The sequence below is a fragment of the Vibrio sp. Vb1980 genome (assembly GCF_033338615.1).
GTDB classification, from domain to species: Bacteria; Pseudomonadota; Gammaproteobacteria; order Enterobacterales; family Vibrionaceae; genus Vibrio; species Vibrio alginolyticus.
The window spans coordinates 386,439-413,093 of the sequence record NZ_JAWOSZ010000001.1 but is presented as its reverse complement, the minus strand read 5'-3'; the positions used below and the strand labels follow the sequence as shown (position 1 = coordinate 413,093).

The window sequence follows — 26,655 nt, the reverse complement described above, 5'->3', positions numbered from 1 at the left end:
GCATCTAACCACTTAATATTAGGTGTGATTTCCAGTTCGATAGTCATGGATGTGAACGTTGGATAAAAACCAAATTCAGCTAGAAGATGATCTCACTAAGCTTAAAGGCCAAATAAAATCGGCCCCTAAACATACCTTTAATATTGCGCAGCAATATCGTATCCGCGCGGAACAAATTTTATTTGTGGACGGAGAGATCAAAGCCTTACTCATCATGGCGCAATGCTGTTGGTGCCTAATGGATTACCGACAAGGCTTAAAACTCGTCAAAGACGCTTACAGCAAACAAACACAGCTTGAAACCGACGATCATCTCCCGGAAATTCTCCATCTTTTTGCACTCCAATATTGGGGCCAAGCAAAGTATTATTCCGCGCAACAATATTGGATTAATGCGCTCGAACAATCTGCTCTTGTTGATGATGTTGAAATTCAAATCGAATCTCTAATTGGGCTTGGTAATGTATGGCGCATCACTAATGAACACCAACTTGCCGCTTCAACTCATGAGTTAGCCGTTAAAGTGGCAAACAATGTTCGTATTGCTTGGTTAGAAGGCAAAGCGCGCATCCTATTAGCTTGGGACTATTACTTACTAAATAAGTTTGTCGAGATGCTTACGGTACTGGATGGAGCAACCGAAGTATTAAAAGATCATGATGACAGTACGTGGCAAGCCGAGATCTGGGACTTTAAAGGGTTAGCACTGCTTGGACTAGAACGCCTTGATGCGGCCGAAGAAGCCACCCAAAAAGCCCACCAGCTCGCCATTGAGCATGACCTCGTTTGGATGAAAGCACACTCTTTTATTAGCCGAGCAAGACTTGAGCTTTTGCGCCAAAATACAGACAGCGCTGCCAAGTTGCTACTTGCAGCAGAAGAGTCTGCACTCAGTTTCGACCACGGTGAGCTACTCAGCCAAATTTGCTTCCAACAATCACGAGTCGCTGAAGAACAAGGTGACTTTGAGTCTGCGTTTAACGCGTTCAAGAAATACCGTAAGCACGCACTCAAAATGCTCAAAGAACAAACTCATCGAATCAGCATGGATAAAGCAAGAGGCTCTAAACGCCAACTAGAGCAGCGAGCACGTAAGCTGATCAATCATATTCGCTCTCAACACGAATACGACCCTGAAAAACAGTTCTCTAATGTCGTTTCTGAGACCTACTGGTGGGAACAGTTAGTTTTGTTTAAAACGGAGCTCAAACGCTCTAACCACGCCATCATTATGATTCAGCATTCAAACCCCGAAGTTCTCGATGTTTGTACCGAGCTCGTTCATGCATTGACAACCTCCAGCGACCTCATCTCGAGAATTTCCAGTAACAGGCTAGCAATGTTAATTGCAGAAAAAGGTCAAGCAGCAGAAGAGGTCTACCGCACTGTCCAAGCGATGTTAGACATCTATCCATGGAAGCGACGCGGAATCAAAGGCCCGAAACCGATACTGTATTTGCAAGATATCCTGACCTTCCCATTCACGTTAGAACAGCTCGAAGAAAGTTATATTGAGGTAATGAAGAATGGAACAACTGCTTAGCAAGGTGACTGACGCAGGTATCGATCCTTCTTCCGTTTCAGGTGAAGAAGCGATTACGCTATGGGAACACATAGGGTTACATATTGCGTCAACAAACCGAGAGAAAGCGCATTGCTATATCATTAGCGCCGAGTATCGAAGAGAGATCAAACAGCTCAACGACAGCATTAGTGAATTGAAACAAGCGCTTGAGTTGCTTGTTTTACCAGAGGATGTAGAAGATATTCTTTCTGTGAAAGCAAGCTTGAGTGAGCGTTTGGTTGAAGTAGGTGACTACAATGCGGCATTAACCGAGTATGTTGCTTCAACCAATATCGCCGTCGAGTACGGCTATATTGATGAGTACGTATTGGCCATTATTGGAATGGGTAATTTGTGCGATGCCCATGGGGATCACCAACGTGCATTACGTTATTATCAAAAAATAGATGCTATCGATCACGCTATTGGCAGTCGATCCCTACGCCTTCGTTACAAGCTGTACATGCTTGCCTGTTATATCAGCTTGAACCGTACCGCAGACGCCAAAGAACTATTGAGTGAATGTGAAGAACTGAGCATTCTCGTCAGTGATAAAAACCTCGCCGCACAAATTCACCTCTACCGAGCCAAATTACATCGTCTGCAAGAAGACTACCCCAATGCGTTGCTGGCTATTTCGAATGTTCAGTATACAACGGGTAGTGCCACGACATACTGGTTATCCACGATGGTCAAAATTGAGACTGCGTATTGTCTAAACGGTGTAGGGCACACTTCTTTAGCTAATTTAACGTTGGACTCCATCAGTAAAAGGATTCAAAAGCAACTATCTCCTATCGTTACTCAGCATTTTTATAACGCGATGAGTCAAGTTTACGCCTCTCAAGGGTTGTATCAAGAAGCATTAAATTGTGAAAAAAAAGCGCATAGAATCGAATCTGATCTTGTAAAACATATTCCGATCGGTGAGTTAGGGTCTGCTCAACTACGCCGACTTTCACGCTTTGAGTTACAACTCAAACTCATTTTGTCAGAGCTAGAAAACAAAGAACTAAAAGAAACCACCAAGCAGCATAAAAATACTGTTGCTCAGCTACAGCAGGACGTCTTTACCGATCCACTTACGTCTTTACACAACCGACGCTGGTTAGAAGTTAAACTAAAAGATCTACTTCTGCACGATACTGCATTTGCATTGATGGTCATCGATATCGATCACTTCAAATCCATCAATGACGAACTAAGCCACTTGGTTGGCGACAAAGCGATCAAAAGTGTGTCACAGGAACTGGCGTCCTACTTCAGATTTAAAGGCGCATCGTGCGTACGATTTGGTGGTGAAGAGTTCCTCGTGATCCTTGAGAATACCCAACTGGAACGCGCAGAAATGCATGCCGAGAATTATCGTGAACGGATTTATCAATATAGTTGGGACGATATTCTTGGTGAACGGGGGCTGACCGTATCCATAGGGATTACCTTGCATCGAGAAGGCGAGAATACTCAGCGAACTTTTTATCGTGCAGACAAAGCTCTTTATCGCGCCAAAGCCAATGGCAGAAACCAAGTCTGTACCGAACTTTAAACCATGCCCCGGTTGACACCTGGGGCTTTAGTATACTTTTTACTTATCCTTCCTATATCACTTCACTGCTTGTTTAAATAAGTACTCAGCAACACCTTAACTGCCAATAAACATCAGTGGATACTTACATCGCATAAACATAATTCCTACATAAAAACCGCTTGATTCATCTGTAGTTAAGACAAATACTTAAATTGTTAATTTACGTAGATTTTCCATTTCGCAATACGCACAGGTAGGTAAGATGTTTCTAGACTATTTTGCACTTGGGTTACTCATCTTCGTTGCTTTAGTGATCTTTTACGGAATCATTGTCATCCATGATATTCCATATGAAATCGCCAAAGAGAGAGCACCCGCACCAAGACGCAATTCACTACGCTGGCTGGGTCAGCCTTTTCACTTTGCATGCGCTGTGGCCATTTTTATGGATCTGGGCAACATTATGGCGCAAGGAACGCGGCTGGGGTTTTAAACAACTAGAACAAGAAACACACGACATTCATCACCGCCTTGAAGAACTCATCGATGAAGTCAACGAACTCAAAAACCAAGTATCGATGTTGAAACAACAAAAGATTCAGCAAAAGCCTTTGCCTGAACAAAGTAAAGAGGACGAATAATGGACTTATTGCTGATTCTGACTTACGCCGCTCTTTGTATTGCCATTTTTAAAATTTTCAATATTCCTCTAAACAAATGGACCGTTCCAACCGCCGTACTTGGCGGCGTAGTGTTAGTGGGCACACTCGTGCTGCTTATGAACTACAACCACCCATTTACTCAATTGGGTAACCAAGTGTTCCCGACTACGCCTATCGTCTCTGGCGTGCGTGGCCGCGTGGTGGAAGTGCCAGTCCAAGCCAACCAACCGCTCAAAACGGGCGATATTCTTTTCAAAATCGATCCTGTGCCTTTTGAAGCAGAAGTTGCTCGCCTTGAAGCGAAAGTCAAAGAAGCAAGCCAAGGTGCGTTGGGTTTAGAGTCTGATCTAAGAGAAGCAGAAGCTGCTGTATTGAAAGCGCAAGCGGACAGAGATAAAGCACAAAGGGAGTTTAGCCGATATCAAAGGGGCTTTGATCGTGGCGCGTTTACTGAACAAGATTTAGATACTCGACGCCAAGCGTATAAAGCGGCAGAAGCCATGTTAGACGTTGCGATTTTGCAACAAGAACAAGCGCAAATCGCTCTGGACTCTGAAATCGGAGGCGAAAATACCCAAGTCGCGCAACTTCTTGCCGAGCTGCGTAAAGCAGAGTTTAACCTAGAGCAAACCGTCGTTCGTGCGCCAACCGATGGTTACGTTACGCAATTGGCTTTGCGTCCTGGTGTTATGGCTGTGCCGTTGCCACTTGCCCCGGCAATGACCTTCGTACATACCGAAGACATTACGTACACCGCGGCATTCAGACAGAACTCATTACAACGCTTGAAGCCAGGCTTTGAAGCAGAATTTATGTTCCGCGCAATTCCGGGCAAAGTGTTCCGTGGCGAAGTCATTGACGTGATTCCAGCCATTGGTGAAAGCCAAATTCAAGCGCGAGGCGCTCTGCTTGGGACTGATGCCTTGCGCACGAGCGGACGTGTTTTTGCGAAGCTGAAAATTACCGACGACTTGAGTGGATACCACCTACCAATGGGTACTGCGGTTGAAGTTGCAGTTTATTCAGACAGCTTTACTCACGTATCAGTGATGCGCAAAGTGCTTATTCGTATGAAGAGCTGGCAGAACTATTTATACCTCGACCATTAATGAACATATAGCGCATTCATTTATTGGTAAAAATAACATCAAACCGTGTAATCAGGGGCTGACGATCAGCCCCTGATTCATTCTAGCCATCCAGATAGATAGCATTCCCACTTTTATTAATATTCTGTATAATGCGCGCCTTATTTTTAATGCTTGCTAAAACCAAAGCCAGTCAAAGGGATGCGTGAATCAAATCACACATTTCCTGAAGAAAAATAGAGCAAACAATAAGCAGCTTGGTTGTTTTGAATATATGTTACACAATCAAATAACTAACGCTTTCCAACAATATAAATGAACGTTCTTTAAAATCGACTATTGAACTGAGGTTATCTATGAATCTTTCCGCTAAAACTGTTGTGGTTATTGCAATCGGTGCTGCTCTTTACGGTATCGGCGGCTTACCTATGTTTGGCATCCCTGTGTTTGCAAACACAACGCTAAAACCAGCAATGGCAGTATTAGCATTGTTCTCAGTACTATTTGGACCACTTGTTGGCTTCTTGGTTGGTTTTATTGGTCACTGGGTTACTGACCTATTTGCAGGTTGGGGCGTATGGCTCACTTGGGTACTTGGTTCAGGTATTGTTGGTTTGATTATCGGTCTATTCCCTTCTCTAACGCGCTACCGTTTGGAGAAAGGTGATTTCAATATGAAAGACTTCGCGTTATTCGTAGTACTTGCGCTATTAGGCAACGTATTTGGTTACGGTTGCTCTGCATTCCTCGACACGATTTTATACGCAGAACCGTTCACTAAAGTGTTTACCCAGCTTTCTATTATCGCGATCGGTAACACCATTCTTATTGCTATTGTTGGCTTCTTCATTCTTAAGTCTGTCGCTAAACGTAACAAGCAAAGCCGTAACTTAACAGAGGCTTAATGTCGAATGACAATCGAATTTTCTAACTTCTCTTTTAGATATGAGTCGCTGGACAAACCGACGCTAAAAAATATCAATCTAAGGATAGAGAAAGGAGAGAAAATCGTCATTATCGGTCCAAGTGGTAGTGGTAAATCTACTCTTGGGCAATGTCTTAACGGACTGATCCCACACGCAATCAAAGGGGAAACCAGTGGAACATTGACCATCAATGGTCAAGACACCGCCCCTTTCGACATGCACCAATACACTGAGCAAGTTGGCACCGTACTCCAAGATACGGACAGCCAATTTGTCGGTTTGAGCATTGGCGAAGACATTGCATTTGCGCTGGAAAACCAGCTAACTTCAAATATCGACATGTACCCATTGGTCAAAGCCACGGCCAAAATGGTCGACTTGGAACAGATGTTAGATCGCTCTCCCCACGATTTATCTGGCGGGCAGAAACAGCGTGTTTCTTTGGCGGGCATTCTCGTCGATGACGTCGATATCCTTTTGTTTGATGAACCACTAGCTGCGCTTGACCCTAAAACGGGTAAAAAAACCATCGAGATCATCGATGATCTACACCGCGAAACGGACAAAACCATAGTAATCATTGAGCATCGTCTTGAAGACGTTCTGCATTGCTCAGTTGACCGTATTATCTTGATGGAAAGCGGCGAAATCATTACCGATACAACGCCAGATGAAATTTTAGCGTCGCCTCTACTAGAAGATTACGGCATCCGCGAACCGCTTTATATTTCAGCACTGAAAGAAGCAGGCTGCGCGATTGAGGGCGATGCAAAACCTTCTAGCTTAACTACCTTACCGTTGGAGCAATATAAACCAGCGGTACAAGCATGGTTTGATGGTTCAACAGCACAACCACCTAAAACGCCAGCCGAGACTTTGCTTGAAGTCCGTGGCCTCACCTATTCTTACGACGGTGAGAAAAACGCGTTAGAAGACGTGAGTTTTGACATCAAGTGTGGCGAGTTTGTCTCTGTACTTGGCAAAAATGGCTCGGGTAAATCGACCATCACCAAACTGATTATGGGCGTTATTGAAGCGGATAGCGGCTCAATGAGCATGAATGGTCAAGATCTTAACGAACTGACCATCTTCGAGCGTAGCCAGAAAGTGGGTGTGGTGATGCAAAACCCGAATCACATGATTTCCCATCACATGATTTTCGACGAAGTGGCCTTCGGCCTCCGTAATCGTGGCGTTGAAGAGAAACAAATCGACGCTAAAGTACTTGAAGTCCTAGAGCTGTGCGGTTTGAGCAAATACCGTCACTGGCCAATCGAAGCATTGAGCTACGGCCAGAAAAAGCGCGTAACCATTGCGTCAATTTTGGTCTTGGAACCAGAGCTTCTGATCCTTGATGAACCGACGGCAGGTCAGGACTATCGAAACTACACGTCTATGCTGAGTTTCATCGAAAAGCTCAATCGCGAGTTGGGCGTAACCGTAATGATCATCTCTCATGACATGCATTTAGTGTTGGAATACACCTCGCGCTCTATCGTGATTGCAGACAGTAAATTAGTCGCGGATGCACCAATGACGCAGGTATTCAGCAGTCCAGAGCTACTAGACCAAGCAAACCTCACTACCACAAGTTTGTTTGAGTTGGCTACGAAAGTTGGTATCGAGGACACCAATGGCTTTATGCAGCACTTTATCAATGTAGAAAAAGCGCACCGCCAACAAAAAAGCGACGACGTAAACCAACTAGAGAAAGCGGTGGCATGAAAGACAATAAGATGAAGTTTGGTATCAACTACATCGATACCCAATCGCCACTTCATAAGTTGAATGGCATTACTAAGTTCTTGCTTTTCATTGCTTGGGTAACGGTGGTATTGACCACATTTGACTTGCGAATCATCGCGCTGTTGATCGTGCTGGGTTTGGGCTTATTGAAAATGACCAAAGTGCCCTTTCATGTCTACAAACCGCTGTTATTCGGTACAGGTACGGTATTACTGATCAATGCCCTGTTTATGTTCGCGTTAGCACCGCAACAAGGTACTGAGTTCATGGGTTCATCAACGGTTTTACTCTCGTTACCCGGTAATTACTCGCTCACTCAAGAGACATTGTTTTACCTAGTAACAGTGACGTTGAAGTACTTCAGCATGTTCCCAATCGCATTGGTGTTTGTATTTACCACTCATCCGACAGAGTTTTCAGCCAGCTTGAACCGTTTAGGTGTGCCTTACAAAATCGCCTATGCCGTAAGCTTAACGCTGCGCTACTTGCCGGAAGTGAAAAAGGACTTTGTTAACATCATGCACGCGCAACAAGCACGCGGAGTAGAACTGAGCAAGAAGGCTCCGTTGTTCAATCGTATGAAGAACGTCGCGAAGATTCTTGGACCTCTGATTTTCTCTAGTTTAGACAGAGCCGATCAAATCTCAAACGCGATGACGCTACGTGGTTTTGGCCGCCACTCCTCTCGCACTTGGTACAGCTTAAAACCACTGACCAAAGCCGATATGAACTGCATGGCTGGGATTGCGGTGATAGTGATTGCTGCGATCAGCAAGCGTGTGATGGACACACAACTGTTCTGGTATCCGTTTTAAATTCTGAAGCTTCAAACTGAACATAACGTGGTTAGTGTTGTGACCACGTTATCTTCCGTCTTTCCCCTCGATAACTCACCTGTTGGCTTCTTGCTTGCGAGTGTTCAAAAGAAGCGGTAATTTCAGCGGCTCGCTGATGTGCCAGAAAGTTGCTTATTTAAACGACCAACATGAACTAAACTCATCAGTTTTATCAGGGGCTTAATGATCAACTGCGCACTGCCTACAATGAAAAGCCAAGTACCACTTTCAATCAACGAATCATTCAAAAAGAAAAAGCTACCAATTAAAAACCAAATAGCAATGAGTAGGTCGTTTGCAGCACCTAACGCCTCATAGCGGCGCTGAATAACGATGTGACGGCTTCCTAGATCTAAATCCAACTCTCTGCCATGTATCTGCACTGTATAGCTCCCCTCTTATTGTTTCGCGTCAGTTATGCCCAAGTTATTTCGAAATACTTAGTTCTAAACCCTAACGGACGTGGCATGCATTGACAACCATTGGAGGGATTATCTATTTGCAATAAAAAGAAAAGGGCGCATAAGCACCCTTTTTAGCGAGTCTAATTACAGGTATTCGCTTTAATGATTAGATAGTGAGTACCAACTTAACTCCACTTCAACAAGCGAGTTTCGTTGCCTTCTTCCGGCTTCGCTGGAATATTGAGTGACAACAGCAAGCTCACTGCTGCCATACCAGCGCCGATGTAAAATACGCTAGCAGGTGAAACCAGCCAAATCACACCAAACGTAACAGGTATTACAACCGCCGCAATATGGTTAATCGTAAACGCAACGCCTGCGGTCGACGCCATATCGGCAGGATCGGCAATTTTCTGGAAGTAGGTTTTAATCGCAAGCGCTAACGCGAAAAATAAATGATCGACAACATACAATGCTGCCGCCCACTCTGCCGTTTGCACCAAACCGTACCCGACGAACACGAAGATCAAACCGACGTATTCAAACATCAACGCTTTGCGCTCACCAACAACGCCGATAAAACGGCCTATTCGCTTCGCAAACAAGAAGTTAAAGACATAGTTAATCAGGAACAGCAACGTAATATCTGCGGCGGAGTAACCAAACTTTTCTACCATCAAGAAACCAGCGAACACCGTAAAAATTTGACGGCGTGCTCCACTCATAAACGTAAGCGCATAGTATAACCAGTAACGTTTACGCAGGATGAGCTTCTTGTTCTGAGGCACTTTTGTCTTAAATTGTGGGAAGGCAAATGCCATCACCAAAATGAGCACAAAACCTAAACCACCAGCCATTAAATAGACCGTTTTAAAATCAAGTTTGAGCTGTTCGAGCGAAACCCAAATGGCGCCGTAGGTAAACAGAGAAGCCAAAGATCCAACAGAAATAAACTTACCCAGCATTTCTGGCGCTTCTTCTTTAGATAGCCATTGTAAAGACAAAGACTGCTTGAGTGTTTCAAAGTAATGGAAGCCGGTGGACATTAACAAGGTTGTAAAAAGTAGACCGTACAAAGTGGGAAAATAACCTGTTAATGCCGTACCAAGCGTAAGCATCGCCAAAGATACGAGCATAAAGCGTTGCTCTCGGATAAACAGCAATACAAACACGGCGGTAAAGGCCAAAAAACCCGGAATTTCGCGCACACTTTGCAATAGGCCTATGTCGGCACCATCAAAGTTTGCTTTCTCTATAACAAAGTTGTTCAACAACGCCATCCAGGTAGAAAAAGCAATGGGCACGATAATGGAAATTAACAGGAGGAAATTTTGCGGCGTTCTCCAGCCGTGCGATGAGGTAGTCATGATGTTTCCTTTAAATATGAAGGCATCATCATAGCTTTAAATGTAACAAATTCGCAATATCATTATTATTTTCAACCCAGAGCAAGCTGATATGGCTGAGGAATATTGTTATGAAGATAAACATCGCACTCAATTCCTTGGCTAAGCGCGATGTTCAAGTATCAAGAGAACTAAAGCATGAGTAAATGTGCTCAGTGGCTTAATCAATGACTTTTACTGATAGGCGATTTTTAAATTCAAACACATGTTCTGGACACACATCCAAACAACGGCCACAGCTAATGCAGTTTTGATCCATAACTCGACGATCTCCCTCTTTCAAAGGCTGCCGAAGCACTTCTGGTTCTGGGCAAACGTAAAAGCAATCCATGCATTTGGTGCAATCTTCGCGCCGAACAGCAGTAACGCGCAACAGGCTTTTTCGGCCTATCACGCCATAGGTAGCCCCCAGTGGACATAAGTGCCCACACCACCCATGCTCAACCAAGAGTAAATCCAACACAAACACTAGGGCGATTAGCACCCAACCTGCGCCCATACCAAACACCAACCCGCGATGCAGTGCCGCAACTGGATCTAACCATGTCCAAAGAATCGCGCCAGATAGCGCACTGCCCAACATCAAAACAGGGATCAGCCAATAACGAATCACGGGAGACCAACGATAGCTCGCTTTAATGTTGAACTTTCGACGCAACCACGCCGCCAAGTCTGTCACGATGTTCAACGGGCACACCCAAGCACAAAATGCGCGCGGCGCCAAAATCGCGTAAAACACCACGACAATCACTACGCCTAACAACGCATTAAACTCCGGAACATGCCCTGTCGCCAAAGCTTGAAGCACGATTAACGGGTCACTTAACGGCACGGTATCGAGCAACATACTTGATGACAGATTACCAGTTAGAATTCCCAGCGTCGGCCCAGCCATAAATAGCGCAATGATGGTGAACTGACATAGCCGACGTAAAATCAAAAACCGATGCGCGCGCCACCAACCAAGCTTTTCAAGCGCTTCTTTGCCAGCATTTTGAGCTAAATTCTTTGCCATTACTTACCTCCTTTTAGCGATTCAAGCGCACCTTCCGGCACAGGCGTCTCACTAGGGAGGATATTTTCGAGTGGTTTGTCGAGCTCTTTCCAACCAAAATTGTAGTGGCTGCCCACTTTGCCTTTCGCCAAATCCGTCGGGACGACTTTAATAGCAGCGACATCCAACACGCACGCTTGTTCACACTTACCACATCCGGTACACACTTCGGAATTCACTGTAGGGATAAGTTTGGCGTGATAGCCAGTTCGATCGTTGTGAACCATCTCTAACGTGATGGCTTCATCAATCAGCGGACAAACGCGATAACAAACGTCGCATCGTAACCCTTGCCAGTTAAGGCAAGTTTCATGGTCAATAAGAACCGCTGTACCCATTCGAGCATCATCAATATCGGTTAGTTTCGGATCCAGCGCCCCACTCGGACAAGCGACAACACAAGGAATGTCTTCGCACATTTCGCAGGGAATATCGCGTGCAGTAAAGTAAGGTGAGCCAGTCGCGATGGGTGAAAGTAATGTCGCAAGTTTCAAGGTATCGTAAGGACATGCCTGAACACACAAGCCACATCGAATACAAGCTGATTCGAAATCGCCTTCCGGCAGTGCACCAGGCGGACGAATAGGCACACCTTTGGTTTCTCGAGCTTGGCTTTGTAGCGATTGTAAGCCCAATACACACGCAGCTGCGCCAACACCAGCCGCAGTTCGAGCTGTATCACGCAAAAATCGGCGCCGACTTTGCGATATTTTAGACTGAGAGGATTTCATGCTATTTCCTCAACAAAACTCCCTTATCAAGTTAAGCATAAATAGCCCTAAACGTGTCGTTTCCCTATACCTCATAGGAGGTAACCCCATCCTCTATTGATTCAAGTCAACTGACGCACAGTGCCGTCGTCACAGTTTGACTAAATGCGTTTATTTACTGCGACATGAAATTCACCACGATACTCTGCAGTACGCGCCATTCTCAGTACAATAATTCAACACCTTTGCAATCTACTCGCTCAATTCGATGATAAATCACTACTAAAAATTCAAAAAATGACATCATAACAAGCTAATTTAAAAGGCATTTATCCATTAAACATAAAAAAACACTATCCAAATAAGAAAACTGTGGTTAGATTAAAAATTAAAACTAAAAAGCGAAGGAGAGAGGCATGGAAATTATCGTACGTCCAACGACCGTCGAAGACGCAGCGGCACTCGTAGAAATCTATTCACAACCAAAAGCACAACGTGAAACCCTGCAACTCCCAAAGCCTTCGCTCGCGATGTGGGTGGAAAGATTGTCAAACATACCTGATGGTGTTTATAGCTATGTCGCTGAAATTGATGGTAAAGTCGTCGGAAATATTGGCTTTCACCACTCTCTACGTCCAAGAACGATGCACACGGCATCGTTTGGCATCGGAGTACATGATAGTTTCCATGGACTCGGTATTGGTAGCAAATTGATAGAAACAGTCACTGAACTAGCAGATAACTGGTTAAATGTGAGAAGAATTCAGATAGAGGTCAATGCCGATAACGACGCCGCCATTGGGCTTTATAAAAAGCATGGATTTCAAATTGAAGGTGAAGCGATTGACGGTTCCTTCCGTGATGGTGAATTCATCAATACCTATTACATGGCGCGCATCAGACCAGGCCAAAGATAAAACAAAGCCTCCTACTAATTGGAGGCTTTTCTTTTTAAACTTCGACTCACTTTCGTAAGTAAGCCAACGCTCTGCGAGTCAATGCTTCTGTGTAGGGATTGATCTTCCAGTGGTCGGGACTCCAACCTTTCACAAATCGCTGAAAGTCTGCCCAAGCCACAGCAAACAAAGGACGCCACTCACGCTCGACTTCATTAGGGTCAAGATTCGGTTGATAGACAATTAGCGCGTGTTGCAACTGAGCAAAATACGTATCCAAAACCCAAACTTCCATCTCTGCACAACGTTCTGGCTTAACGGCGCTACTCATAAACAGTGCCACATCTTTCATTGCACACCCACATCCAACGTATTGAAAGTCAACCGCAACAACGCTTGATTCTTCTTCATCAAAACAGAAGTTCGCCAATTTGGCATCACCGTGTACTAGTGTTTTAAACTTAGCTTGCGAAAGCGTTTGATCAATCAATTGAGCCGCATTTTGTAGCTCAGTGTCTTGCAATGCTTCAAGCTCGTCGGGTCTGGTTGCTAAGTGCCAGTATGTTCCGGTATGCCACAACTTATCCGAACGAACATCGATGTATCGCGCATGAAAGTTCGCCAACCAAGTGAGGCAGGCTTGTAGATGCTCTAGCTGTGCATCTGTGATGACTTTTGGAAAGCCCACCTCGGCGAGATCTTCCATCACAATGAGCCATTCATTCTCCGATTGGAACGTTTTTAGACCTTGTGGTACTCGGCAGCGAGTATCCACCCCTCCGGAAAAATACTCATACCAATTCACTTCCACCTGATAAGAGTGCAACTTTCTTTGATGAGAACGGTCCGTATTCCAGCCTCTAGGATGCTCTGAAGGCTTAGGGAGTTTTACATGCTTAATGATCACTGAACCAGTAGAATAAGTAACTCGGACTAACTCCCCATAGCCTCCCCATAGCGATTGTATGACTTCTACAGAGCGGTAATTACCGAGATTGAGTTCCTGGCCAATATTTTGGTAGCGTTGGTGGTTGTTACTCATCATGTGAGCAGATGTGACCACGTTTGGTTCTTCTCCATGTAGTGAATAACATATGGGCAAACTGGTTTGATTTGATAACCGAGTGACTCAATTTCTGGCAACACCGCTTCCATCATCACTTTTCCGTACCCCTTACCTCGCAGTGCTTCAGGAACAACCGTTGATGTAATGTGCATGACATTACCCTTAAGCTGATAAATCACCTTGGCTTTATAACCCTGCTCTAAATCAACCCAGAATGTACTATTCGTGGCTTCATGAGTTACTTTATGCATATCTTGCTCTCTAATTTTTGTTACAGATTGATTGAATCAAACTATATCACTGAATAAAATCGATACCATGCGAGAGTGCTGCTTCGCCTCACGCGATTACGTTCTTACATCAGGTACGACAATTATAATGAGAAATATGAGCCCAATTGCCAGAGACGGCAAGCTACCTCTGCAAAGCAAGAAGGCACCAGAACGTCAGGCAAGTACATTAAATAGCACCGATGCAATGGCAATGGTCGAACATGGCAGTGAAGTGAGCTTAAACGTCACCACCCCCGTTGGTACAAAGTTTATTACAACCAGCACATTTGTTGGCTGTCACTCAAATAATACTGCATTGATAGAGGTTCCGAACATCTCCGATGAAGACTTGAAGTTCTATTTTCAAGAAGGCTTTTGGATCAATGTAAAAGCCTACTCTCATCGAGGTGAAGGGGCCGTTATCCCATTTCGGGCCCAATTACAGCATCGACTAGGCGATCCGTACCCAATTTTGGTGCTAGACCTACCCAACACTATGCAGGTCTTTCAGCTTCGCAAAGAAGTGCGTTACGAAGTAAATTTGAGAGCGCGCGTTTGTTTAGAAGCCTATCGAACTGAATGCGAAATAAGAGATTTATCTCGTAGTGGCTGTCGTTTTGTAACATCACCAATGAGCCGGCCACTTCAGGTTGGTGACCACGTTTCATTGGATCTAACGATGCCCGGAGAGAGTCGTATGCTAGCGCCATTGCGAGGTCGTATTTGTAATTTACAAAAATCAACGCACTATGCTCGCTACGGAATGGAGTTTGATGAGGTTGGTAAAAACAACGCTAAAAACCTCCTCAGTCACCTCAAATTTGATGGTACTAAGCTCACACTAAAAAGATAGATTTGATAACCCCTATCGCTTATCAAGAAGCTTTGAAGTGCTAGAAAACAAGAAACCCCTTACTTTTCAGTAAGGGGTTTTTATTTACTAAGAATAAGGCAGTATCTTAGATAAGAGTCATGACTTAGAAGTCGTAACGTAGACCTAGCGCTAGCTCATCTTTTTCAGCCGCGCCTTCGTTATCCATTAGATCGAAGTTGTATGATGCGTAGCCACGGAAGTTAGGCTTGAAGTAGTAAGTTACATCAACAGCTAGGTTTTCTACAGTATCTGCGTCTTCTAGTTCACCTTTGTTGAACGTAGAAGTGAATACAGTTTGACCCATAGTGTAAGCAGCGGCTAGTTCGTAGCCTTTGTAATCAAAAGTCTTACCTGCAACATCCATATCCGCGCCAGTGTAGTTACCAGCGAAGTAGAAGTCACCTACAGAGTATGCAGCTACCAGCATGAACTCATCGCTGTCGTTTTGATCTGCGTAACCAGCACCTAGTTCAAAACCAGTGTTAGCAAACGCGTAAACACCAGATAGAGAGAAGCCATCTTCCTCGTTGTCTGTAAAGCCTTGTGCATCTGTTGTGCGATCAGCAAAACGGTAGCTAGCGCGTACAGCTAGTTGCTCGAATTGGCCTTTGTAAGACAGCATGTTATCTGTACGGTCAGAAACAGGCAGTTTAAGTGCTGCTGTGTTACCGTGGTAAGCCATAATGTCAGTAAAGTCAGTAAGAACCACTAGTGCGCCGTCGTTTTTACCGTAAGTTACTTCACCGTATTTGCCACCCAGACCCGCATAAGCGTAACGAGTTTCAAGACTATCTGTCTCACCAACTTTGTTACCTTTAGAATCAAATACATCATAAGTTTTAGTTACAAACTCACCTTCCCAAAAACCAACGCCGTATAGGTTTTCATTGATTTCCTGTTTGCCTAGGAAGTTAAGACGGATGCGAGTACGGTCTTCTGCCTTACCATCCATCATAGAAAGACGCGCTTCAGCGCGGCCGCCCATCTCAAGAGAAGTGCCATCTTGGTTGTATAGTTCTGAAGCGACAACTTGAGATCCTGATGCCATTAGCGCCACTGCTACAGCTAAAGTTTTTAATTTCATTGTTATTTTCCATATCATTGTTTTATATGTGTTTTCTCACCAGAAAAACAGGACTTTTCTGTACCAACGAGAAAACTGGCGGCATAGTAGCAGCTGTTATTTTTCACGCAACGTGTTGAATAAACAGCGCTTATAGAAGAAAACACCACTTAAAATGACGATATGAATACCTCTCAACCATCAAGTTATCGGTTGAGTTAAAAAAAATGTTCGCGTCAAAAAAAAATTGACGAAAAAAATGTAAAAACAATATCACAAAACGTGATATTGCCCGCAAAAAAAAATCTTGTTAACTGACTGTTTTAGATAGACTTATTGATAATAAATCCGATTATTACAAACAAAAAAATCCCTGAGCATTCACTCAGGGATTTAGAGATTTGATAAGTAGATGATGAATTAAAGCTTAAAGAAACTTAATTGCTCTTTCTGCTTCTCTGCAAGTAATGAAAGCTCAGTACTCGCACTTGCACTCTGGCTGATGCCCGCTACATTTTGGTTTACAAGCTCCGACATGTTAACCACGTTGCGATTGATATCTTGAGTAACTTGAGACTGCTCTTCGGCTGCGGTTGCTACTTGCGTGTTTGAATCGTTGATGTTGGCGACCGACTCGGTAATTCCAACCAACGCGTCATTCGCTTGTTGCGTCAGCTCGTTGTTGCGGCTAAGCATATCAAGGCTGACTTGCATACTGTCATTCGCCAGCCCAGACTGCGCTTGAAGCTCTTCAATGATCGTTTGGATCTCTTGTGTCGAGTCTTGAGTACGCGCTGCTAGCATGCGTACTTCATCAGCTACTACCGCAAAACCACGACCAGATTCACCAGCTCGCGCCGCTTCAATCGCAGCATTCAATGCTAGCAAGTTGGTCTGCTCAGATACGCCGCGAATCACTTCAATAACATCGTTGATCTGTACAGATTGCTCTTTTAGACGCAAAACAACTTGCGCTGCATCGTTCAATGCTTGAGACATTTGCGCACTTGCTTCCGCACTTTCTTGGAAGATAGCCAAACCTGATTGAGCAAGTCCATCAGCTTCACGCGCGGTTGCGTCAGCAGAGGTCGCGTTATCACTCACATTATTCGCAGTGCTTGCAAGCTCGTTAACCGCAGATGCAACTTGCTCGATCTCCGCCAACTCTTGTTGAGCGTTCGCTTCCGCTTGCGTCATTACCGCAGCCAATTCGGTCGATGCAGATGCAACTTCCTCACTAATACGGGTTAACTGGTCCACAGTGTTGTATAACTGCTCTGCGGTTTGGTTTACATCTTTGCTCAGCTTAGAGATCTCATTGTCCCCATCGACATCTGCACGTACTGATAGATTACCCATTGCTAACTGACGCATCACTTCTTGCAGTTTTTGGATTGGTGTAACAATCATGCCAGATAGGAACCAAGCGCCTATCAGTGAGAAAGCAAATACCGCTAAAACCGTCAACATAGCGTTATTTTGCACACGTTCATTTTGCTGATGGCTTCTGATAGTAGATTGTTCAGCTTGCTCGTTTACATGCTTTGATAGCGTGTTAATTTGTTGGACCATTTCTCGGCCAACATTGCGATACTCTTTGACAAATGCACGGTACTCGCTATCCGATTTCAAACCTTGATCGTATTGGTTGAAGAAAGCAACTGAGCGCTCTGAATATCGCACATAGGATTCAATTGCTTGGCGAACTTTAATGGCATCGTCACGGAATAGGTTTCGGGCTTCAATTGCGCTTAAATCGGCATCAACTTGCTTTAAGCCTTCTTTCAATTCGGTTAGAAAATTCTCACGACGAGAAGCATCGTAAATAGCGTAAACCGCGCTTATGCGCAGAGGGTAAATTTGGTCGTCAATACTCGCCAATGTGTCTTTGTGAAAAACCAAAGATTCTTGGTTGGAAGCAATAACATCTTGCTCTGCTTGAAGATTGTTTTTAGTAATCCAAAGAGCAATAAACAAAACAATCGCGGTAAATAATACCGGAACCAAAATTTGCGTTCGTACTGACAAATTTTTCAGTGATAACTGCATGACAGGGCCTCAGTTGTATGCGTGATGTCTATATCCAAACAAACTCGAGCAGTGCCTATAACAACGTTACTTTTCGGCAGTTTGAATATCTATGCTTCCTTGCGACGGGATAAATCCCAGACGAATAAACAAGTGGCGAATATTAGAGGTCGATCACACTTTTGTCTAGTACAAAAACTCTCCATTTTCAATCTGTTATTGACAATATCCCGACAGTGGCGTCGGGATATTGTCGTTATGATAAATTATGATCACTTATGATGAGATACATTCACATTTAGGACGGTTTCAGCCTATTTTCTCAACGAATTGAGCTTAGCTTGAGCAAGGCCAAAAATGGTATCGATTGGATAAGAGCCTTCATCGGTTGGCTCACCAGCAACTTTCCCCGTAAACAATTCGATAGCTTCAGTAACATGGTCAATCGCCCAAATATTAAACTCGCCTTTTTCGACTGCTTTCACGATGTCGGAACGAAGCATTAGATTGTGAACATTAGAGCGCGGAATAATGACCCCCTGCCCGTCATGACGACCTTTAATTACACACACATCATAAAAGCCTTCGATCTTTTCGTTTACGCCACCAATAGGCTGAGCTTGACCAAATTGATTCATCGACCCTGTTATCGCAATGTCTTGTCGGTTTGGTTGCTTTGAAAAAGCAGACACAACCGCACATAACTCAGCCATGCTGGCACTATCACCATCAACACCACCATAAGATTGCTCAAAGGTAATGGTGGTCGTTAATGGCACTCGTGCCGTTTTACCAAATACGGAAGATAAGTAGGCAGACAAAATCATCACGCCCTTAGAGTGAATACTGCCACCCAAATCCACGCTGCGCTCGATATCGATAACATCCCCATCACCGTAACACGTCGTCGCTGTGATGCGATTCGGTGCACCAAACATGTAGTCACTAGTGCTCAATACCGAAAGTGCGTTGACTTGGCCTACGGCTTCTCCTTCGGTGCGAATCAGCGTTGTGCCGTTAATAAAGGTTTCCATTACGTTATCGCGTAATCGGCTTACTCGCATTTCTTGGTTATTGAGCGCCTCTTCAACATGCCCAATACGAATCATGTTGGAGTTGGCTTGACGAGCTACGTAGTTCGACTCTCGAAGCAAGTTGGCGATATTAGCCGAATGTAGAGATAGCTTGGATTGGTCGCCAGACAAACGTGAGCTGTATTCGATGATTCGAGCAATGGCTTTGCGATCGCAATGCAGCATATTGTTGTCATGCACCACGCTAGAGATAAAGCGCGCGTAATGCAGCTCAGACTCCGGCGTACGTTTCATTTCGTCTTCGAAATCTGCCGTCACGCGGAACAACTCGCTGAACTCTGGATCGTAATGTTGGAGTAATTGGTAAGTTCGGTAATCACCAAATAAGATGATTTTGATATCAAGCGGAATCGGTTCAGGATCGAGTGATACCGCCCCCGTCAATGTGACTTCTTTTTCTAGAGACGTAAAACTCAATTGACGAGCACGCAATGCGCGCTTCAAACCATCCCAAACGTAAGGCTGTTCAAGTACTTTCTGAGCATCCATTAATAGAACGCCGCCATTCGCCTTATGCAAGCTCCCTGCGCGAATCAGCGAGAAGTCGGTAAACACCGTTCCCTTGAAAGTGGCAGTCTCAATCGACCCGAAGAGTGAATGATAGTTGGGGTTTTCTTCAACAACGATAGGAAATTCGCTGCTTTTACGGCTTACCAAGACGTTCACTTTATAACGACGTGGCAATTTTTTATCCAAGGATGCCGTCGCAATTTCGCCTTGCTCGCCACTTTGGTCAAGGAAGATATCTGCGTTTTCAACAATATCTTTTTGCAGCTCAGTTAAGTAGGTTTTGATTTCGGAATATTGCGCGTAATCCACTTTGAGTTTTTTGATGAAGTGAGTAATCACATCAAGTGTCACTTCATCATTGAGCTTTTTGATTTTATCGCTGTATGTCTCTTCCCACTCCGTAAGCTCACGAACCATCGAGCGCAATCTCACTTCGAGTTCATCAATAGCATCGCTGAATTGCTCTTGTTCTTTTTTGCTTAGTACATCAAAAGACTCTTCCGTATGAAGCTCATCACCGTTCATGGCGACAAACTGATAATCCCCCTGCGTAGTCAGTGTTAGGTTGATGCCCTTTTCTTTTGCCTCTCGACTAATACGATCCAGCTCGTTTTGTTGCTTAGCTGCCAATTGATTTTTTAATCGCTCAGCGCGGCTAAAGTACATTTCATTGTCGAATGCTAGGGGTAAAGCATTCAATAATTTGCCCATTAAAGCTTCAATATCAACACGTAGCTTATTTCCGATACCACAAGGCAACTTTAATACCTTTGGTGTACGGGTATCCTCAAAGTTCGCAACGTAACACCAATCAAACAGGGCTGCTGCATCGTGCTGGTGACGATTCAGATAGCGCAAGATCATGGTGCGTTTACCTAGTCCATTCTGACCAATGGCGTAGATGTTATACCCTTTCTCTTTGATGGACATCGCAAACTCGACCGCTTTTTGCGCGCGCTCTTGGCCCACGATTTCATCAATTGGAGGTAACTCCTTGGTCGACTTACATGGCATATTCTCTAGATCTGCTACAGAATATAGCTGCTTAGCTTCCAATCTTAGTATTGCCATATCCACTTCCTTTTTTCTTATTTTCGTTATTTGAGTGTAGAGATTATTTGCTTAATTTTAAGTGATTTACCTTCCACCCTAGATTGATTGGACATTTTATGAACACATAAGTGATATTAACACGCACTTGCAATTGATAATCAATTTCATTTAATATCTAAACAAATCAAATGTTGTGGAGATGGATATGAATATTGAGCAATGCTGGATGCGCTACTTAAAAGCGGAGCAACTGATGGAACAAGGCCATTGGCCAGAAGCTCATCGTTTATATGACGACGTGCTCAACAATCTACCCAACCACATTCATTTAGCGCTAGAAAATGCACAAACTAAACCTTGCCAATTTGTATGTCTCATTACGGGACTTAGAGATGCTAGCGTGACGCAATCAGAGATTCTCAACAAACTCGGCTTACAGCATGATGCGTTCTCAATACTCAATCAAACTTACGCGCTATTTCAATTTTTGCAGCTAGAGAGCCATGAACTGATTGAGCGCGTAGGTCACCTACTTGGTCAACAGAGCGAAGACTTATTAGCTCACATGGCGGCATTTTGCTCTGCCCAACGTAATGCTCAATGGATGATAGAACTCGAGCACGTAACGCGCGCGCATGAGCAGTTCTTACATTTGCAAGCAATGAGTTCGGCAAAAGCTTCGCCTTCTCACCTGTATAATTAATCTAAAGCTCAAGCATTGAGGCCAGCTAGGTTTGTACTGTCCATTGCTTGAGTATCATTTGCTTTATCAACCACAAGGATCTGTGATGTCTTCTAAAACCATTCTTTCGGTGAACAACCTATCAGTCAGCTTTACGACAAACGATGGGATCGTCGATGCAGTAAAGAATGTTAGCTTCGATTTAAAAGCAGGCGAGACGCTGTCCATCGTTGGCGAATCTGGCTCTGGCAAGTCAGTATCAACCAATGCACTGATGAAACTACTGCCAGACAACGCTATTTTGCATGAAAGCTCATCCATCATGTTTGAGGGTAGCTCCATCTTGGATAAAACAGAGCGTGAAATGCAAAGTATTCGCGGTGATCGCATTGGCATGATTTTTCAAGAGCCGATGACCTCACTAAACCCGTACATGCGGGTGGGTATCCAAGTCGCTGAGGCCATCATGTGTCACCGCCCGGTCGATAGACGAACAGCAAAAGCAAAGGTGTTAGAGCTGTTTGAATTGGTTCATATGCCAAACCCAGAAAAAGCGTACAACAAGTACCCACACGAATTTTCTGGTGGTCAATTGCAACGCATCATGATTGCGATGGCACTGATTAACGAGCCCGATATTTTGATCGCCGACGAACCTACAACAGCGTTGGATGTCACGGTTCAAGCAGAAGTGTTGCACCTGATTAAAGAAATTCAGGCTCAGATGGGCATGGCAATCCTATTTATTACTCATGACTTAGGCGTCGTAAAACACTTTGCAGATCGTGTCATTGTGATGTGTAAAGGAGAAGTCGTCGAGGAAGGCGAAACGCAAACACTCTTCGAGGACCCAAAGCACGAATACACACGTATGCTAATCAACTCGATTCCTAAAGGCAGTAAGGAGCCTATTAGCGAAAGTGCTACACAGCTTTTAAAGGCCGACGATATACGAGTCAAATTCTTGGTAAAGTCGCATTTTATTGCGAGCAAGAATGAGTACTTCGAAGCGGTAAAAGGCATTTCTCTTGAGCTTAAACAAGGAGAGACCCTCGGGATCGTTGGGGAGTCCGGTTCAGGTAAGTCTACACTCGGCCGAGCTTTGATAGGTCTTCTGCCCTCAACTGGCAAAATAGAATATAAAGGCCAAGATATGGCCTTGCTGACAAACAAAGAACGTTTTGAGCTGAAAAAAGACGTTCAGATGGTATTCCAAGACCCTTATGGTTCGCTTTCTCCTCGTATGACTATCGGCGAGATCATCACAGAAGGATTAACTGTCCACCAACCAATGTTGAGTAAAAAAGAACGTATGCAGAAAGCGCGCGACGTGCTCCGTGAGGTCCGCTTAGATCCCGCGTCCATCAACCGTTATCCGCACGAGTTTTCAGGAGGCCAGCGTCAGCGTATTGCTATCGCGCGAGCACTGATCCTTGAACCTTCGTTTATTCTGCTTGATGAGCCAACCTCTGCATTAGACCGCTCGGTGCAACTGACAGTGATTGACCTTCTGAAAGATTTGCAGAAAAAACACAATATTGGCTACTTGTTTATTAGCCACGATCTATCAGTAGTTAAAGCACTCTCTGATCGTGTTCTAGTCATGCAAAAGGGCGAGGTCATGGAACAAGGTACGGCCGAAAAGATTTTCCAAAACCCTAAAAATGACTACACGAAAAAACTGATAGATGCCTCATTTGATCTTGAAAACAGTGAAAATCAGCACAATGCGGCTTAGGTTCATCACAGTTTCATATTCATAAACTAGGATTAAGAAAAGGTGATAAATTCATCTTGTCTTAAGAATGGCGTAGCTGCCTTTCGGTTTGGCCGCCGAGACTGGTTGGTTCAAGAGTCAGACTTAGTCAACCTGGCTCAAATACTGGCAAACAGTATGAATTGAGTTCCCCCAACCATGAAAAATGCCGCGACACTGTCGCGGCATTTTTTTATTCTCAGAAGCTTCGAACAACTAGGGCATTAAATCGACTCAATACCCATATTATGTAACGTAAATGCATACATGTCTGTGGTGAGGTCAATTTGCTTACTCAGCGGCATTCCTGCACCATGACCTGCATTGACATCAATGCGTATTAATACTGGATTAGCGCCTTGCTGTTTGTCTTGCAGCTCCGCAATAAATTTGTACGAATGTGCTGGCACAACTCGGTCGTCGTGATCAGCAGTTGTCACCAAGGTAGCAGGATATTGCACGCCTTCTTTTACATTGTGAACAGGAGAGTAACCAAGCAAGTATTGGAACATCGCTTCACTTTGCTCCGACGTGCCATAGTCATACTTCCAGCCTTCTCCAGAAGTAAACGTGTGATAACGCAGCATATCAAGCACGCCAACCGCAGGCAGCGCGACTTTGAATAGTTCAGGGCGTTGCGTCATACACGCTCCAACTAACAAACCACCATTAGAACCACCGCGAATCGCTAGGCGATCCGAGCTAGTGTAGTCGTTTTCAATCAGGTATTCCGCCGCCGCAATAAAGTCATCAAACACGTTTTGCTTTTGCTGCTGAGTGCCTGCGTTGTGCCAGGCTTTACCGTATTCACCGCCGCCTCGCATGTTGGCGACAGCGTATATACCACCCAACTCTAGCCAGTTGGCTACATTGCCAGAAAACATTGGAGTAAGGCTGATGTTAAAACCGCCGTAACCATACAACATGGTTGGTGATCTACCATCAAGTGCAACGCCCTTCTTGTATGAAATGATCATCGGAACTTGCGTGCCGTCTTTTGAGGTGTAAAACACCTGTTTTGATTCATACTCATTACGATCGAACGGTGCCTTTGATTCCTGAAACAGTGTGGATTCACCAGATTCGACATCAAATGAGAAGATCGTCGGAGGCGTCACGTAGTTAGTGAATGTGTAATAAAGTGTGGTTTCTTCTTTTTTACCCGCCAGACCATAAGCCGTGCCTTCTCCCGGCAATTGTACATCTCGAATCCACTCACCTTGGTAGTTAAACTGCTGCACTTTAGAAAGCACATCTACCATATAAGTCGCAAACAGATAACCGCCACCTTTGCTGATTTCTAACGGCTGTTCTTGTTCAGCAATCACGTCAGCCCATTGTTCTGTCTGAGTGTTGTAGCTGACAACTTTGCCATTCGGCGCGTCTAGGTTGGTGTAAAGCAGCAAGGTTGCGTCTTGGCTATCAATTAAGTAGGTGTCGCCTTGCGTTGTATCGCGCAGCGTCACAATTGCTTGGGAGTCAGACTGTAAATCGATATAAAACAGACGATTACCCGATGTAGATTCTGCGCCAGAAATAATGAGGAAGCGATCATCTGTCGTCGTCGTACCAGACACATAACGATGAACTTGCGTATCCAACTCACCAAAAATCACTTTATCTTCAGATTGAGGGGTACCAAGTTCATGATAATAAAGCTTGTGATGCTCAGTTCGAGCAGACAACTCACTGCCTTGCGGCTTATCGTAGCTTGAGTAATAGAAGCCTTTGCTGCCCAGCCAAGAAATCGACGTAAACTTCGCATCAACAATCTCAGGCTCTAACTGTTCTTTGGTTTCCGTATCAATGACAAAGATCTTACGCCAATCACTGCCCCCTTCCGAGATGGAATACGCGACCAAACGGTAGTCTTTAGAGAAGCTGACTTCGCCAAGAGAGGTCGTGCCCTCTTCGGAGAAAGTATTTGGATCAAGGAAAACCTCGGCTTCTCCCTCGCCTTTACGTCGATACAATACGCTTTGATTTTGCAAACCGTCGTTTTTGTAGAAGTAGGTGTAGTCACCACGTACAAATGGCTGGGAATATTTTTCGTAGTTTTGACTGTTCGCCACTAAGTCACGGATTTGTTGGCGGTACGGTATCTGACCAAGGAAATCGAAGGTGACCGAATTTTGACCCGAAACCCATTGTGCGGTTTCTTCACTGCGATCATCTTCTAACCAGCGATAAGGGTCGGCAATGTCGTGACCAAAATAAGTGTCCACGACAGAATCTTTACGTGTTTTTGGGTAATGCATAACGTCCGTGTTACTCCGTTGTTTTTATTAAGTTGTTTATCTTCAATCGTTTTATTGCGGTGATTACCTTAGAGCACCCAATTTTGATTTCAACGACATTGTTTTAAATCTATGAAGAACCTAGAAATAATGAGATATCGTTAAGTACCGGTCACGAATGTGCTCAATAAGCAGCTTCACTTTGTTCGGTGGTTGACGAGTAAACGGATACACCGCGTAGATACCCAACTTTTTACCTACTAATTCAGGAAAAATATCCACCAGTTGACCATTACGAATATCGTGATACACCAAGCAGCGCGGGACGTAAGCAATACCATGGCCGCCCAGAGCGGCTTTACGTAATGCGGTCGCGTTATCAGTAGAAAAGCAGCCCGATACTTTGACGATGTAATTGCCATCTTCTCCTTTAAACTCCCAATCCGTTGCACCTGTGGTTTGGTAAGCGTATTGCAGACAATTGTGCGTGGTGAGATCAATCGGCTCGATCGGTTTCCCATTTTTCGCAATATAAGAAGGTGACGCGCATACCACCCATTGGGAATCGAGAATATGTCGTGCGATCAAACTAGAGTCGGCTAGGTAGCCAGTTCGAATGACTAAATCGTAACCATCAGCCACTAAATCGACAAAGCGATTATCCAATGACATGTCCACGGTCAGACCCGGATGAAGGTTACAAAACTCGGCAACAGCATCAGCAAGTATCAAATCTCCAGAGATACACGGCACGGACATTTTTATATGACCGCTCACATTCTCTCCAAAGCCTGCAACAGCATCCATAGCCTCCTGAGTGGCCTGCTTCACATTTTTAGCACTGTGGAGTAACACCTTACCTGCCTCGGTCAAGGTTAATTTGCGCGTTGTTCGATATAATAGCTGAGCCCCTATTTCTTCCTCCAACCTCGCCATTCTTTTGCTAACTACCGAATTTGTAAGGTTATTTGCCTCTGCAACCTTACTAAAGCTGCCAAGTTCGATTACTTGAGAAAATAGGATTAAGTCGTCTGCTCTCATACCATTATGTCACTTTTGGAATTAATTATTTTCATTATTTCCCTATATCAACAAAAAATAAAGGAGTAAATTCACGCCAAATTAACAAAACCATTACAACAAAAAGTCACCTCTACAGCGGATTGACACCGTTCGAGAAGTCAGCGTACGAAGGATGTA

21 protein-coding genes and 1 pseudogene are annotated in these 26,655 nt (G+C 44.4%); 11 read left to right on the top strand and 11 right to left on the bottom strand.

All coding sequences use genetic code 11. The features are described 5' to 3' along the window. The first annotated feature begins 58 nt into the window (after positions 1 to 58). The 7 genes and pseudogenes from R7F64_RS01865 (at position 59) to R7F64_RS01835 (ending at position 8,329) form a co-directional block, all read left to right on the top strand. The gene (locus R7F64_RS01865; RefSeq protein ID WP_005375137.1) at positions 59 to 1,543 is read left to right on the top strand and encodes a hypothetical protein; all 1,485 of its coding nucleotides are present in this window, start codon (positions 59 to 61) and stop codon (positions 1,541 to 1,543) included. Beyond that, positions 1,527 to 3,110: a GGDEF domain-containing protein gene (locus R7F64_RS01860; protein ID WP_318071399.1), complete on the top strand. Its 1,584-nt coding sequence runs from the start codon at positions 1,527 to 1,529 to the stop codon at positions 3,108 to 3,110. Before R7F64_RS01865 ends, R7F64_RS01860 begins: the two co-directional genes overlap by 17 nt. A gap of 244 nt (positions 3,111 to 3,354) precedes the next feature. Next, a pseudogene (locus R7F64_RS01855) lies at positions 3,355 to 3,733 on the top strand (DUF3302 domain-containing protein). Continuing rightward, positions 3,733 to 4,863 (top strand): HlyD family secretion protein, encoded by a 1,131-nt coding sequence (locus tag R7F64_RS01850; protein ID WP_005375134.1) that lies wholly within the window; start codon positions 3,733 to 3,735, stop codon positions 4,861 to 4,863. Before R7F64_RS01855 ends, R7F64_RS01850 begins: the two are co-directional and overlap by 1 nt. 335 nt (positions 4,864 to 5,198) lie before the next feature. After that, entirely contained in the window at positions 5,199 to 5,747 is a 549-nt protein-coding gene (locus R7F64_RS01845) for an ECF-type riboflavin transporter substrate-binding protein (RefSeq protein ID WP_005375133.1), read from the top strand. A gap of 6 nt (positions 5,748 to 5,753) precedes the next feature. Continuing rightward, on the top strand, positions 5,754 to 7,493 hold the full coding sequence (locus R7F64_RS01840) for an ABC transporter ATP-binding protein (RefSeq protein ID WP_186585108.1): 1,740 nt from the start codon (positions 5,754 to 5,756) through the stop codon (positions 7,491 to 7,493). Continuing rightward, positions 7,490 to 8,329: an energy-coupling factor transporter transmembrane component T gene (locus R7F64_RS01835; RefSeq protein ID WP_318071398.1), complete on the top strand. Its 840-nt coding sequence runs from the start codon at positions 7,490 to 7,492 to the stop codon at positions 8,327 to 8,329. Before R7F64_RS01840 ends, R7F64_RS01835 begins: the two co-directional genes overlap by 4 nt. 122 nt (positions 8,330 to 8,451) lie before the next feature. Here the strand turns inward: R7F64_RS01835 and R7F64_RS01830 are convergent, their stop codons facing one another. From R7F64_RS01830 to napG, 4 genes are all read right to left on the bottom strand, one after another. Then, on the bottom strand, positions 8,452 to 8,733 hold the full coding sequence (locus R7F64_RS01830) for a YrhK family protein (RefSeq protein ID WP_025768568.1): 282 nt from the start codon (positions 8,731 to 8,733) through the stop codon (positions 8,452 to 8,454). 206 nt (positions 8,734 to 8,939) lie between these two features. Beyond that, entirely contained in the window at positions 8,940 to 10,121 is a 1,182-nt protein-coding gene (locus tag R7F64_RS01825) for an MFS transporter (protein WP_318071397.1), read from the bottom strand. 199 nt (positions 10,122 to 10,320) lie between these two features. After that, positions 10,321 to 11,175, bottom strand: a complete 855-nt coding sequence (gene napH, locus R7F64_RS01820; protein WP_170894191.1) for a quinol dehydrogenase ferredoxin subunit NapH — start codon at positions 11,173 to 11,175, stop codon at positions 10,321 to 10,323. Beyond that, positions 11,175 to 11,945, bottom strand: a complete 771-nt coding sequence (gene napG, locus R7F64_RS01815; protein WP_318071396.1) for a ferredoxin-type protein NapG — start codon at positions 11,943 to 11,945, stop codon at positions 11,175 to 11,177. The genes napH and napG overlap by 1 nt, the downstream gene beginning before the upstream one ends. Before the next feature lie 395 nt (positions 11,946 to 12,340). Here napG and R7F64_RS01810 point away from each other — a divergent pair, with 395 nt between their 5' ends. Next, entirely contained in the window at positions 12,341 to 12,841 is a 501-nt protein-coding gene (locus tag R7F64_RS01810; protein ID WP_017820512.1) for a GNAT family N-acetyltransferase, read from the top strand. A gap of 46 nt (positions 12,842 to 12,887) precedes the next feature. Here the strand turns inward: R7F64_RS01810 and R7F64_RS01805 are convergent, their stop codons facing one another. After that, positions 12,888 to 13,865 carry a phosphotransferase gene (locus R7F64_RS01805; protein ID WP_132936476.1) on the bottom strand — a complete coding sequence of 326 codons (978 nt, stop codon included), beginning with the start codon at positions 13,863 to 13,865 and terminating at the stop codon, positions 12,888 to 12,890. Further along, positions 13,862 to 14,137, bottom strand: a complete 276-nt coding sequence (locus tag R7F64_RS01800) for a GNAT family N-acetyltransferase (RefSeq protein WP_262630054.1) — start codon at positions 14,135 to 14,137, stop codon at positions 13,862 to 13,864. Before R7F64_RS01800 ends, R7F64_RS01805 begins: the two co-directional genes overlap by 4 nt. A 127-nt stretch (positions 14,138 to 14,264) precedes the next feature. On the opposite strand from R7F64_RS01800, the gene R7F64_RS01795 reads away from it, so the two are divergent. Next, positions 14,265 to 15,011: a flagellar brake protein gene (locus R7F64_RS01795; protein WP_042521645.1), complete on the top strand. Its 747-nt coding sequence runs from the start codon at positions 14,265 to 14,267 to the stop codon at positions 15,009 to 15,011. A 124-nt stretch (positions 15,012 to 15,135) separates the two neighbouring features. On the opposite strand, the gene R7F64_RS01790 is transcribed toward R7F64_RS01795, so the two are convergent. From R7F64_RS01790 to R7F64_RS01780, 3 genes are all read right to left on the bottom strand, one after another. Next, positions 15,136 to 16,116 carry a porin gene (locus R7F64_RS01790; RefSeq protein WP_025768571.1) on the bottom strand — a complete coding sequence of 327 codons (981 nt, stop codon included), beginning with the start codon at positions 16,114 to 16,116 and terminating at the stop codon, positions 15,136 to 15,138. Between the two features lie 399 nt (positions 16,117 to 16,515). Continuing rightward, the gene (locus R7F64_RS01785; RefSeq protein ID WP_258484051.1) at positions 16,516 to 18,144 is read right to left on the bottom strand and encodes a methyl-accepting chemotaxis protein; all 1,629 of its coding nucleotides are present in this window, start codon (positions 18,142 to 18,144) and stop codon (positions 16,516 to 16,518) included. 293 nt (positions 18,145 to 18,437) lie between these two features. Continuing rightward, entirely contained in the window at positions 18,438 to 20,798 is a 2,361-nt protein-coding gene (locus tag R7F64_RS01780) for an ATP-binding protein (RefSeq protein WP_318071395.1), read from the bottom strand. Between the two features lie 187 nt (positions 20,799 to 20,985). On the opposite strand from R7F64_RS01780, the gene R7F64_RS01775 reads away from it, so the two are divergent. Then, on the top strand, positions 20,986 to 21,483 hold the full coding sequence (locus R7F64_RS01775) for a hypothetical protein (protein ID WP_017635485.1): 498 nt from the start codon (positions 20,986 to 20,988) through the stop codon (positions 21,481 to 21,483). Positions 21,484 to 21,568: 85 nt separating this feature from the next. Beyond that, positions 21,569 to 23,200 carry an ABC transporter ATP-binding protein gene (locus R7F64_RS01770; RefSeq protein WP_017635486.1) on the top strand — a complete coding sequence of 544 codons (1,632 nt, stop codon included), beginning with the start codon at positions 21,569 to 21,571 and terminating at the stop codon, positions 23,198 to 23,200. Positions 23,201 to 23,442: 242 nt separating this feature from the next. On the opposite strand, the gene R7F64_RS01765 is transcribed toward R7F64_RS01770, so the two are convergent. Together R7F64_RS01765 and R7F64_RS01760 are read right to left on the bottom strand one after the other, a co-directional pair. Next, positions 23,443 to 25,476 (bottom strand): prolyl oligopeptidase family serine peptidase, encoded by a 2,034-nt coding sequence (locus R7F64_RS01765; RefSeq protein WP_017635487.1) that lies wholly within the window; start codon positions 25,474 to 25,476, stop codon positions 23,443 to 23,445. Between the two features lie 120 nt (positions 25,477 to 25,596). After that, a complete protein-coding gene (locus R7F64_RS01760) occupies positions 25,597 to 26,496 on the bottom strand; it encodes a LysR family transcriptional regulator (RefSeq protein ID WP_005375112.1) in 900 nt (299 codons plus the stop codon). Positions 26,497 to 26,655: the final 159 nt, after the last annotated feature.